At 57.8% G+C, this 11,638-nt stretch carries 13 protein-coding genes; 3 read left to right on the top strand and 10 right to left on the bottom strand.

Annotated features, from left to right (window positions below):
- The first annotated feature begins 13 nt into the window (after positions 1-13).
- Entirely contained in the window at positions 14-1,393 is a 1,380-nt protein-coding gene (locus tag AB4N82_RS24160; RefSeq protein ID WP_122681008.1) for an LLM class flavin-dependent oxidoreductase, read from the top strand.
- Between the two features lie 10 nt (positions 1,394-1,403).
- Positions 1,404-2,042 carry a dTMP kinase gene (locus AB4N82_RS24155; RefSeq protein WP_122765142.1) on the top strand — a complete coding sequence of 213 codons (639 nt, stop codon included), beginning with the start codon at positions 1,404-1,406 and terminating at the stop codon, positions 2,040-2,042.
- A gap of 105 nt (positions 2,043-2,147) precedes the next feature.
- Here AB4N82_RS24155 and AB4N82_RS24150 read toward each other — a convergent pair whose 3' ends face one another.
- From AB4N82_RS24150 to AB4N82_RS24120, 7 genes are read right to left on the bottom strand one after another with little or no spacing between them, the layout of a single operon-like run.
- Positions 2,148-3,515 (bottom strand): sensor histidine kinase, encoded by a 1,368-nt coding sequence (locus tag AB4N82_RS24150; protein WP_122765143.1) that lies wholly within the window; start codon positions 3,513-3,515, stop codon positions 2,148-2,150.
- The gene (locus AB4N82_RS24145) at positions 3,512-4,174 is read right to left on the bottom strand and encodes a response regulator (protein WP_032887337.1); all 663 of its coding nucleotides are present in this window, start codon (positions 4,172-4,174) and stop codon (positions 3,512-3,514) included. Before AB4N82_RS24145 ends, AB4N82_RS24150 begins: the two co-directional genes overlap by 4 nt.
- Positions 4,175-4,185: 11 nt before the next feature.
- Entirely contained in the window at positions 4,186-4,827 is a 642-nt protein-coding gene (locus tag AB4N82_RS24140; RefSeq protein ID WP_460103313.1) for a tetratricopeptide repeat protein, read from the bottom strand.
- Positions 4,824-5,633 (bottom strand): SDR family oxidoreductase, encoded by an 810-nt coding sequence (locus tag AB4N82_RS24135; protein ID WP_122765145.1) that lies wholly within the window; start codon positions 5,631-5,633, stop codon positions 4,824-4,826. The genes AB4N82_RS24140 and AB4N82_RS24135 overlap by 4 nt, the downstream gene beginning before the upstream one ends.
- Entirely contained in the window at positions 5,620-6,294 is a 675-nt protein-coding gene (locus AB4N82_RS24130) for a TenA family transcriptional regulator (RefSeq protein WP_032887331.1), read from the bottom strand. Before AB4N82_RS24130 ends, AB4N82_RS24135 begins: the two co-directional genes overlap by 14 nt.
- The gene (locus AB4N82_RS24125; RefSeq protein ID WP_122765146.1) at positions 6,291-7,772 is read right to left on the bottom strand and encodes an AMP-binding protein; all 1,482 of its coding nucleotides are present in this window, start codon (positions 7,770-7,772) and stop codon (positions 6,291-6,293) included. Before AB4N82_RS24125 ends, AB4N82_RS24130 begins: the two co-directional genes overlap by 4 nt.
- Complete coding sequence (locus AB4N82_RS24120) at positions 7,762-8,439, bottom strand: thermostable hemolysin (protein WP_122765147.1); 678 nt, start codon at positions 8,437-8,439, stop codon at positions 7,762-7,764. The genes AB4N82_RS24125 and AB4N82_RS24120 overlap by 11 nt, the downstream gene beginning before the upstream one ends.
- A gap of 201 nt (positions 8,440-8,640) precedes the next feature.
- On the opposite strand from AB4N82_RS24120, the gene AB4N82_RS24115 reads away from it, so the two are divergent.
- The gene (locus tag AB4N82_RS24115; protein WP_122757316.1) at positions 8,641-9,183 is read left to right on the top strand and encodes a cytochrome b/b6 domain-containing protein; all 543 of its coding nucleotides are present in this window, start codon (positions 8,641-8,643) and stop codon (positions 9,181-9,183) included.
- Positions 9,184-9,283: 100 nt separating this feature from the next.
- On the opposite strand, the gene AB4N82_RS24110 is transcribed toward AB4N82_RS24115, so the two are convergent.
- From AB4N82_RS24110 to AB4N82_RS24100, 3 genes are all read right to left on the bottom strand, one after another.
- Positions 9,284-10,006 (bottom strand): hypothetical protein, encoded by a 723-nt coding sequence (locus AB4N82_RS24110; protein ID WP_122765148.1) that lies wholly within the window; start codon positions 10,004-10,006, stop codon positions 9,284-9,286.
- 100 nt (positions 10,007-10,106) lie between these two features.
- Entirely contained in the window at positions 10,107-10,625 is a 519-nt protein-coding gene (locus tag AB4N82_RS24105; protein WP_122681001.1) for a cysteine hydrolase family protein, read from the bottom strand.
- A gap of 299 nt (positions 10,626-10,924) precedes the next feature.
- A complete protein-coding gene (locus tag AB4N82_RS24100; protein WP_095184766.1) occupies positions 10,925-11,635 on the bottom strand; it encodes an SDR family NAD(P)-dependent oxidoreductase in 711 nt (236 codons plus the stop codon).
- Positions 11,636-11,638: the final 3 nt, after the last annotated feature.

The following is an 11,638-nucleotide window of genomic DNA, read 5'->3' as shown; positions in this document are numbered from 1 at the left end:
GAATCCTCTGCAAATGACCAAACGACAGCTCAAACTGGGTGCCTTGACCATGGGCAGCGGCGGTCCAGGCCGACACAACCTGTGGCTCGACCCTCAATTGCCGGTCGATGCGAGCGTCAACGTCGACTGGTATATCGACATCGCGCGCCAAGCCGAGGCGGCGCTGTTTGACTTGATATTTATCGTCGACAGCCAGTTCATTACGCCGGGCTCACCGTCCCATTACCTGAATCGACTGGAACCGCTGACGCTGTTATCGGCGCTCGCCGTGAGCACTCGACACATTGGCCTGGTGGGCACGCTGACTACCTCTTATAACTCGCCGTATAACGTCGCGCGGCGCCTGGCGTCACTGGACCTGATCAGCAAAGGCCGTGCGGGTTGGAATGTGGTCACCAGCGGCGACGCCGGCACGGCGGGCAATTACAGCCGCGACGAACATTACGACTACGACACACGCTACGGCCGCGCCGCGGAACACGTCCAGGTGGTGCAGGGGTTGTGGAACTCCTACGAGGACGATGCATTCGTGCGCGACCGGGCGACCGGTCAGTTTCTCGATCCGAGCAAACTGCATAGCCTGAATCACCAGGGCGAACACTTTTCGGTGGTCGGCCCGTTGAATATCCAACGTTCAGCGCAAGGCCAACCGGTGATCTTCCAGGCTGGTGATTCGCAGCAGGGGCGCGACCTGGGGGCTGCGACGGCGGATGTGATCTTCACCCATGCCGCCAGTATCGAGCAGGGCCAGGCTTTTTATCAGGATATAAAGGGCAGGGCGGCGCAACAGGGGCGCGACCCGGAGCAATTGCTGGTCATGCCGGGCGCTGAAATTTATGTTGGCGACACTGACGAGCACGCTCGGGAAATCGAGCAGCACTATCATCAGACCGATCACAGCTTTGAGCTCGCCCTGAAGGAGTTCGGGCGCAATTTCGGCTGGCATGATTTCAGCCAGTACGACCTCGATGCACCGTTTCCCCAGCAAAGCCTGGAGGCTGCGCGCAGCAGCTTCTTTACCGCTGCCAAACGCATTGCAGACCAAGCGCGCGAGAAAGGCTTCACGCTGCGCCAGGCCGTAGAGTTCGGCCGACAACTGCGTCCCGGTGCATTCGTGGGTACGGCTGAAACCGTCGCGCAGAAAATGGCCGAATGGTTCGAGGCGCGGGCCGTGGATGGGTTCAATATCTACATCGGGCACCCCGAGCAATTCCATCGTTTCACCCAGGAAGTCATACCGTTGTTGCAGGCGCGTGGTGTCTACCGCACCGCGTATGAAGGGACAACCTTGCGTGAAAGCCTGGGATTGGAGATCCCCCGGTTTGAGCGTCGCGGGTCGACGTTTACGGTGGACCCAGCAACCGGGTTAGAGTGGTCATCCGTTACCCGTTGATATGTGAAAAATGAAGCGTGCGTTGTTTGTTTCTCTGGATGGTCCCAAGGGCGTCGGCAAGACCACATTGTTGGAGGCCGTGACGAAAGCCCTGAGGGTCGACCACCACACAGTGATCCGGCTGAGCGAGAAAAAAAGCGATCCCTACAGGGCTGAAACCATGGCCCTGGTTAATCAATTCGTCAGAAACCCCAGCAGGGAGTTGGAGCTGACGGTGTGCGAGCGCTTTGCTGATAGCCGCCGGTGGATTTCCCAACAGGTGCTGCCGGAACAGCCGCCGGGCAGCATCATCCTGATGGATCGCTGGTACCCGTCAGAAGCGGCGTTTCGCCGGCTGGTGCCGTTTGCAGAGATTCTCCAGGTGAACCGTGACCGCAACGTGCAAGTGCCAGACCTGCACGTTGGGGTTGTCACCGCGCCTGAGATTTCATGGGCGCGAGCGGCAGCACGAACGCGTGGGTTGAGCAGTACGGTCATGCATGCGCTGGAGGAACATGTTGCTAGCACCGAGGCGTTTGAGCAGGCGGCTGCCGATCATGACTGGGTGCTCTGCCGCAATGAAGGAACGATCGAAGAGGCAACCATGCAGGTGGTTGCTCATATCCAGAGAGTCCTTCGTGATGCTTCGCCTCTACCCAATCAGGGTTAAGGGATGCGCTATCGGATATCAGCCAGACAGTGACGATTTCCCCCAGGCATCCAGCAACAGCCTTAAAAAAATGCGCTGTCCGGCTACTTCGAATGCCATGGTTTTTTAGAACCTCAAGATCTCGAATGTTGCGCGCAATCCTCCGCATTCACGGTTTTCTAAACGCACGCTCCCTCCCAAACGACTTGCGATGGACCGGACGATGGTCAGCCCCAGCCCAGCGCCTTGATCATTTCCACGACTGTAGAACCGCTCAAAAAGTCGATCACATTCTGCTTCATCGATGCCTGGCCCCTCGTCCTCAACACATAATTCGTAGTGATCCTGGTTTTTCATCAACCGCACGGTAATCACTCCCTGGGGAGGGGAAAAGTTGGCGGCATTGGTGACCAAGTTGTTCAAGGCAATATGTATGACGGCTGCATCGACGTTAACAAGGCAGACCTCTTCCATGGGTTCGAACACGAGTTCAAGCCCCTTGCTCAGCAGCCAGGGTGTCATTTGCACCAGACCGCCCCGAATCGTCGCCACTAGATCGATGCTCTGCGCCTCATGGGTTTGGGGTTGCGGTTCGATACGGGCCATGGTCAAAAGTTGATTGACCAGGCGAGTGGTGCGGTCCACACCTACGATCAGGTAATTAAGGGATTCGCGCCGATCTTCCTCACTGACGGCCTCCACGAGGTTTTCTGCGTGGACCTTGAGCACGGCGAGCGGTGTGCGCATTTCATGGGCGGCATCCGCGATAAAGCGTCGCTCACGGCCCATCACCTCCTGGATCTGTGCCAGCACACGATTCAGGGCGGCCTGCATGGGCTCCAGCTCAGTAGGCAGCGGATTCAACTGCAAGGGTTCGAGAGAACCTGAATGCCTCGCTCGCAAGGTTTCAGCCATATTGCTCAACGGTTTGAGCCCCCAGCCAATGGCCAACCAGATCACTGCGGCAAGCAGCAGGCTACCTATCAGGTTAGGTAAAACCGTATGACGGACGATGCGATCCACCAGGTCGGCACGCACATCGTCACGCTCTCCCACCCAAATTTTCAGATTGTATTGGGCATCATCCAAGACAAATGCGCGCCAGGTTCGGTTGTTGATATCCGTGATGTCACTGAAACCCGGTTTGACCGGAGGCGAACTAAAGGACGGCGCACTGGAGGTGTGCACCAGCAACGAGCCAGCCGCGTTCCACACCTGAAAAGCGATTTTGCTTTCATACGGGTGGCCATCCACTCTGGGTGCGGCGAGCCCCAATGCCTGGTTGAACGCCTCATACAGCTTTGCGTGCTCGTTGCTCGCCATTGGCATGCGCATCACGCCCTGCAGCAGACGTGCGTTCTGCGCCAGCTGAGCGTCGTATACCTCGTCGATTTCATGATTGCTGTCGTGGAGATTGACAACGGTCATGAGCAACAGCCCGAGGAACAACAGACCCAGAATCAACCTGAGCGTGCGTCGCCGAATAGACGTCATGGGCGCTCTTCCACCAGGTAACCGACCCCACGGATCGTGCGGATCAGCTGGCTCGAAAACTTCTTGCGCAAGTGATGGATATGCACCTCCAGCGTGTTGCTTTCTGCCTCTTCGTTCCAGCCGTAGAGTAACTGCATCAGTTGGTCGCGCGTCATCACCCGACCCGGCGGGGAAAGCAACTCATGGAGTAACTGATACTCCTTGGGTGTCAGGGCGACCGCTTCGCCCTGATAGCTGACTTGTTGAGTTCCCGGGTTCAGGCTGATGCCTGCGTGCTCAATCAACACCTGGGCGCGGCCCGCACTGCGTCGCAGCAACGCCCTGAGGCGTGCCTTGAGTTCTGCCAGGTCGAACGGTTTGATCAAATAGTCGTCGGCACCGGCGTCGAGCCCTGCGATGCGGTCCTCTGTGGCGTCCCGAGCGGTCAGGATCAACACCGGCAGATTGGAGCCACTGTCACGCAAGCGACGCAGCACTTCGAGCCCATCCATGCGCGGCAAGCCAAGGTCGAGTACGGCCAGATCAAACGTTTCACTGAGCAGAGCATGCAAGGCGCTACTGCCATCCTGTAACCAGTCGACGGTATAGCTTTCTCGTACCAGCGCCTGGTGAATACCCTCGCCCAGAGCGACGTCATCCTCGATCAATAATATGCGCACACGGACTCCTGTCAGCCGAGTTTCTTGGTTATATCCTGCAGCAACGCTTCGATTTCCTTGCGCCGTCCAGCGTCAGCGGTTTCGCGGCCTGGCCTTGGGGCGGCCAGCAGTGCTTTTTGCAGTGCCGCGTGGGCGTCGGTATAGCGCTTTTGACGGTAGAGGTGATCACCCCAGAAGTACAGACTATCGATGCCGTTCGGGTTCAGTTGCAAGGCTTGCTTGAGTAACACCTCTGCTTTGTCCGAGTCGCCGAACCCAATGGGCCAGCCCGGCACGCGATCGTACAACGCAGCAAGGCTGGTATAAGCCGAGCCTTGCAAGGCTTTGGGGTCCAGGGCGATGGCTTTTTCAAGATCGGCCTTTGCCAGCTTGACCTTGCTCAGGGCACCGAGCCCACCCTGGGCGCCGGCCCAACTGCTGGTGACAATGCCGGACCATATCCATGCCTCGGCGACTGACTGGCGTTCCTGAGTAAAGGCGTCGGCCTGCGTGGCGAGCTGTTCAAACGCAGCACGCTGGTCTGCGGGCAGTTCGTATTGGATATGTGCCCAACTTTGCTGAATATTAGCGAGGCGCTGCTGGTCAGCAGCGTCAAGGGCCCAGACGTTATGGCTCATGACGCCGAGCAACAGGCCACAGAGAATTTTTTTCATGGTTTAGGGTGCTCACTGTCGTTTTTTTCACTGAGGCGACGGACCAGAGGTAACTGTTTGCGCAAGCCTCGGTCCACCAAGTTGGGCAGCAGGCTGTTGAGGCGCACAAAAAATCGCTCTTGCCATCCGAGGTACAAGTCGCGGTGGTCGCCGGCAATTGCGCGGATCACTGCGGATGCGACGGTTTCCGGGTCGTCGACATTGGATTTGAGGGCATCATTCAACGCCTGCGCAGCCGGACTATTCATGGGGGTGCGGGTGGCCCGGGGCGCGACGTATAAAACGCCAACACGGGTGTCTGCCAGTTCTCGGCGCAAGGCTTCGGAAAATCCGCGCAACGCAAACTTGCTCGCGCAATAGCTGGCATATCCGGGATAGCCGATAGAGCCGTACGTGGAGCCAACGTTGACGACCATCGCGCTTGGGGCTTGCTTGAGCAGCGGCAGCAGGATTTTGGTCAGGCAGATCGGTGCGCTGATGTTTACCGCCAGCATTGCATTGATGTCGCTGTCCGCCAGTTGCTCAAGCATGGCGAAGTGGTTGATCCCGGCAGCGTTTATCAGCAAGTTGACCCCGCCCATGGCCTCGGCCGCCGCCAGCACCTTACGACGATCTGCCAGAAACGTGAGGTCGGCCCCCACCCACAACGCCTGGTTCGGATACTGATCAAGCAACGGCACCAATGACTCTCGGTTCCTCGATACCACCAACACAGAGGCGCCGCTGGCGCACAGGGCATGAGCGATCGCCAGACCGATACCGCCGCTGGCGCCGGTCAATACCGCACGGGCCTCAGACAGGCGCATGCAAACGCTCCCCGTCACGCGGCAAGCCACGAAACATGTCGGTGTAGAGGGTGTAGACGACCTTGGAGGCGTGTATGACCGCAGCCTGATCGCTCGGGTCGTCCAGTGTGTCCATCAATCGGCGATAAGTTTGCATATGTTCAATATCGAGCGAGCCATGGGAACTGAGGTAGCTGAACGCCGTTTCCGGTAACTCAAGGCGTTCGCGAATAGCGCCTGCAGCATGGGTCGCCAAGGCGATGCTGGTACCTTCAAGCACGTTGACCATGCCGAACAGGCCTACTGGGTTATCCCGGGCGATGAGGTCATAGAGGAAGCTGATCATCAGCTCAATGGGCAAGGACGGACGCCCGTCACGCACTGCATCCTTGTCTCCGCCGCAGGCATGGATGTCGTTGAGTACCCATTGTTCATGGCCGTATTCGTCTTCGATGTATTCGCAGACCGCTTTGCGCAGCCACTCCAGGCGCGACGGGAGGCGTGCACCACAGGCCATCATCAACGGTACGGTGTGGCGTACGTGGTAGTAAGCCTGAGTCAGAAAGGCCCGATAGCTTTCCAGGCTGACCCTTCCCTCAAGGGCATCACGAATGACCGGAAGGTTGAACAATTCCGCCCGTTCTTTTTGCGTGGCCAGTTGCAGCGTGTCAAAAAAACTCATGATTCAGATTCCTCGGTGCGTAGGGGAGCAGTCAGTTGTGTCTGGTAAAGCTCGACAATGGCGTCGCGGCGGGGTCTGCCGTTGGCGGTCAGCAGGCCATTGGCGGGCGTGAATGGGTGGGGCAGGCGGGTCCAGTGATGGACTTGGGCGTAATGGGGCAACGCCTCGTTGGCCTCGGCAACCGCTGCCGCCAACGCCTCATCGGTGCAATCGGGTCGATGAGGCCACAACAATGCATGGTTGCTTGGCATGGCTTCGCCATACACGAAGGCCTGAGCAATGTGGCGGCGCTGTGTCAGTTCGGCCTCAACCCATTCAGGGTTCACGTTGCGCCCGAAACTGGTCACGAATTGATGTTTCTTGCGCCCCTTCAGGTAGAGGAAACCTTCATCGTCAAATTCGCCGATGTCGCCACTGGACCACCATTCATGGGTGTGAGGCGGCTCGCCCAGATAACCCAGCAAAGTAGCGCCCTTAATCAGTACTTCGCCGTCCTCGGCCAGACGCACCTCAACGTGCGGCAGCGGTTTTCCGACACTGCCTGCGCGGCGCGCCTCTGGGCGATTGAGGCACACCACCGATGCGCATTCCGACAGCCCGTAACCTTCGTAAACCGGCATGCCAACGCGTTGCGCACGGTCCAGAAGTTCGTGTGAAACGCGCGCGCCGCCCACGGCTGCAAAATGCAGCGTCTTTGGATTGAAGGCGTTCTGTTCGGCAGCACTCACCAGCAGTAACAGCAGCTGTGGCACGAGAATCAGGCTGTCGGGGGCGCGAGAGGCCAGGCAGCCGAGCAGTCGCGGTACATCGACGCCGCTGGCGCCCTGAATACCCAGGGTTGCCTGGCTGGGCAGGCTCAGGGTTGCGCCCGCATACAGCGCGGCATAACAGCCGATGTTTTCCAACAGGATCGCAAGGGGTAGAACCGCAAGGTGGTGCTGCGGATCGTTGGGCCGGCTCGCCTCATGCAACTCACGCGCGACGCACACAATGCTCTCGGCGCTGAGGCACACGCCTTTGGGGGTGCCGGTAGTGCCCGACGTAAACGTCAGTTTCGCGGTGCCCTCAGGCATCAGCGATGGGCCGTGAACAGTCTTACGCCAGAATTCGCCGGTTTTCTCGAAACCCGCTGTTTGCAGTTCAGACTCCAACTCGACTTCTGCGATCAACAGTTCTGCTTGGCTTTGGTCCAGGCAATGCTTGCGCTGGGAGGGCGTGAAGAACGGTGGCAGCGTTAGGCACGTCAGCCCTTCGAACAGCGCGGCCAGATCCCATATAAGCGCCTCGACGCCGTTATCCAAAGCCAGCGCGACCACCTTGACGTTCTCGTCACGCAGGCGTTCCTGGCGATACACGACCTCGGCATACAACGTGGCGTAGTCCAGCTTCAGCTCATCGCCCCATAAAGAAATGGTGTTTGTGTTGCGCTCAGCATGGCTGCGCAGGGTTTTCTTGAAATGCTCGACTTCAGGCGACATGAGTGGCCTCCAGGAGTGACGTGGGCAAGCCCAGGCGATTGAATAACCCGATGTTGCGCAAATGGATAAAGCCCGCGCGGATATTGCCGACATGCACCCAGGGCTTGCTTTCGTAATAACTGCCCCAGCTGTGGCGGTCATCGCCGAGCCGCGCCGGGTCGGCGGCGCACAGCGTCACGGGTTTTAAACCGAGGCGATGGAAGCTGTTGACCAACCCGATATTCCCCGTGAACGCCACCCACTCAAGCCCCCCCAGGGCCAGCATGTAAGTGAGGGTGATGATGCTCAGACGCGCGCTGCCGTTGTCACTGGCAGCCAGGTTGCCCACCTCGACGATGCAGGCGCGGTCAACCGGCCGCCCGGCAGCCGCGGCGATCAGTGGATCAATCGAATCGTCTAGATAGCGTTCGAGAAAGAGGGGTTCTTCGCTGGCCAGGCGTACGCCAGCGACTGCGCACAATTGTCCGGCCGCATCGCTCATGCCAAACAGTTGCGGCATGAAATGACGAATGTCAGCACCGTGTGCCTGACGAAAGCGTTGCTGCACAAAGGTTTCGAAGTGAGGCCTTGCCGCATCGCTGGGCAGGGCCCGAGCCATACTCAGCGGTGGAGAGCCGGCTTGGCCGAAGTGGAGTGGTAATGCGATGTGCCAGTCGAAATCGGCCATTGGACAACGTCTCCCCGGTAGGTTTGGGAAGAGTATCGAGGGCATTTCTTAACGAAGTCTGAATGTGGCAAAAGCCGATGCAAACGCACCTTCAGATTACCTTAAGGCTTGATGGGCACTGTGCTGGCATTCGATTAGGTGACACGTCGGATCGTGGCCGGGCGAATGACTTGCCCGCGTTAATTATTCAAGAGGCGCATCATGACCCCAGACTCAACTGACCATCGTTACGGAAAACTGTCGATCACCTTGCACTGGTTGATGCTGGGACTGTTTGTCGGCGTGTATGCCTGTATCGAAATCAAAGGGCTTTTGCCACGGGGTAATCCGTGGAAAGCGATGTTCCTTGGGTTGCATGGGGTCTTCGGATTGAGCATTTTTGCTCTGGTCTGGATACGCCTGCTGGGTCGCCTGACACCTCGGCCACCGATAACGCCACACTTACCGGCGTGGCAGACTGGGGTATCGCACCTGATGCATCTGGCCTTGTATGGCCTGATGATCGCTACGCCCGTGCTTGCCTGGTTAATGTTGTCTGCAGCAGGTAAACCGATGCCTTACTTCGGGTTCTTTTTACCCGCGCTGGTCCAGCCCGATCCAGACTTGGCCAGGCAGTTCAAACATTGGCATGAGCTGCTCGGTAGCAGCGGCTATTGGCTGATCGGTTTGCATGCGGCTGCAGGGCTGTTTCATCACTACTGGGTGCGGGACAACACCCTGACGCGGATGCTACCGAAACGTTAGTGTTCTGGGGCTTGAGCGCTTATCGACTTAAAGGTTGCCGCACTACTCAATAAAGGGTTGAGTCAGTCTTTAATTTTCGTCGTGGGCGCTGAGGTCCGTTTCAGGGATTGGCTTGCACAGCGGCATGAACCAGCGCGTTCGTCTTGCCAAAGAGCGCGTTGCCATTCTGTGATGGGTTCACTTGACGATAGTTACCATAAACGATGCGCACGCCCTTAAGTAGGGTGATCGCTGATACAGCGATTACGCGGCGGTGCTCACCATTGTCGGCGAGTATTTCACTTCCCAGAATGAAATAGATGGCTTCGTCGTCCGCCTTTAGAACCTGGGTGCCCATCATCCTGAAGTCCGCTCCGGTTACTAAGCTATTGAGTCGAATCTGGGCGTCAGCATTCGTGCGCGAGAAGAGGGTTGGATCTTTAGACATTGCACTTCCAAGTGTGCGGACAAACTCCTTACGGCTCACGCCCTCCATGGGCCGCAGTTGACCATCACGGTCCAGGATGACGCCCAACACCACCCAGTCGGATGAGCTCACTAACTCGGACGGTGCGTTTTTTCTCCACTCTGCCACCTCTTCGCACCTCAAAAACAACGCCAAAATGCGGCTCGACGGCCCAGTGGCCTTGGCTGTCAGTTCAACGAACGTTTGCTCTCCGGGCGTTTCGCCAATCTTGCAGTAGCCTTGAGGCGAAGGCAGCTCAATCGATCTGCCGCCCACTGTGTATTGCTCAGAGTGGGCATCAGTCGCTGCAGTGAGCGCGATTGCGATGCTCGCGAATCGCACGAATAAAAGAAGGCGAACGTTTAGGCGAATGGTCACTTGTTTCTATCCCTGATTGTGGCCTCCGATGAATGTAGCAGAGCGTGACAAGAAGAAATCATTCTCCCAAGTCACGCACATTCCCGTTATTGAGGCTCTGCTAGAAGCGCCACTCTTCGGCCCGAACCAGCCGGCAGAACGGCCCATCTAGGGTTGCATTGTGATGAGCAACGATGTCCTTAGCGCTCATCACTGGCGTGTCTGAACAGGTATGACCTTCGGCAACGAGTACCGCATCGAAGCCAAGATCACGAGCAGCACGGCAAGTGCTATCGACGCAGTATTGAGTTTTCATGCCTGTGATGACCACACCAGTAACTCCACGAGACCGCAAATTGTCTGCCAGCTCAGTCATTTCAAAGGCGTTGGGCCGCCGCTTTTCGAACACCACCTCTGTACCCACCAGGTTGAGTTCCTGCGCAAGCATCGTCAACGGACTGTCGGGGCCGATGGGCGATCCAGCGGGCCCGACGTGGCGCGCGAGAAAAATCGGAGCGCCAGCGCTGCGGGCTTTGTCCATTAGGCTATTCACTGTTTCCAATAACGCTTCGCAGCGCCATGGTTTTTCCGGGCCGTGAACAAGCCCGACTTGGATATCGAGTATCAATAGGGCGTACATGGGTGCATCTCCTTGCGTATGAACCAGCGACACAAGGGCATAAAAAAAGGCCCTGTCCATCGCTGGCGGGCCTTTGAAGTTCGTAGGCTATTGGCTCACGACACCTCGCACGCTCCGCATACAGCGGTCGTGGTGGTGGTAGTCGAGGTGAGGCAATAGTGAGTCATGGATCGACACTAACAATCTCGCGGCGAGCTGACAAGCCAGGATCCCAGATTGCAGCAGTTGCTCTGATTCGCATACGTCCCTGTGCGCGGCCCTGTCGGTCGGCCCCTGGAGATTCAAGGTTCACTTCCTGTCTACCAAGGAAGGCGTTCTCCGTTATAGGCAAAGAAATTACCGCTGTCAGCAGGCCCTAAGCGGTCAATCAGAGATAACAGCTCATGCGCAGCAATGTTTGCCGGCCTGGCTTCAGAGGCACCTCGAAAGGGGTGTGACAGGCCTGAAATAACCGTGCCGGGATGAAGACTTAACAAGCGCGTCTGAGGCCGGGTTCGTGCCAGCTCGATGGCGGCCGTTTTAATCATCATGTTCAGTGCCGCCTTGGAGGCGCGATAGGCGTACCAGCCGCCCAAACGGTTATCACCGATGCTACCCACCTTGGCAGAGAGCATCGCCATAGCGCCTCGTGGGTCAAGCAAGGGCAAAAAGTGACGCAAAACCAGCGCAGGCCCGATGGTGTTGACCTGGAATATCGCCTGGAGCGTATCCGCTTCAATAGCGGAGTAGCTCTTTTCAGGTTTAATTTCGTCGCGATGGAGCAAACCGGCAGCATGCAAAATTAATTGGTAGGGGGCTTCTTGAGCTAATTCGGAGGCCGCGCTGGCAATACTGTCGGCCTCTTCCAGATCGAGGCATGGAACACTGTTACGCCCCAGCTCACGCACATACGCGCAACTTGGATCCTGATTGAGCAACTCACAAAAAGCCGAGCCGATCGCTCCACTGGCACCTATCACGAGGGCACGATAGCCCTCACCAAGCGAGTTCATCTTGAAGGGACTGTTCATCTA

Source organism: Pseudomonas sp. H1_D04, from assembly GCF_054683855.1.
The sequence above is the reverse complement of the archived record's forward strand: the minus strand, read 5'-3'. Positions and strand labels throughout refer to the sequence as shown.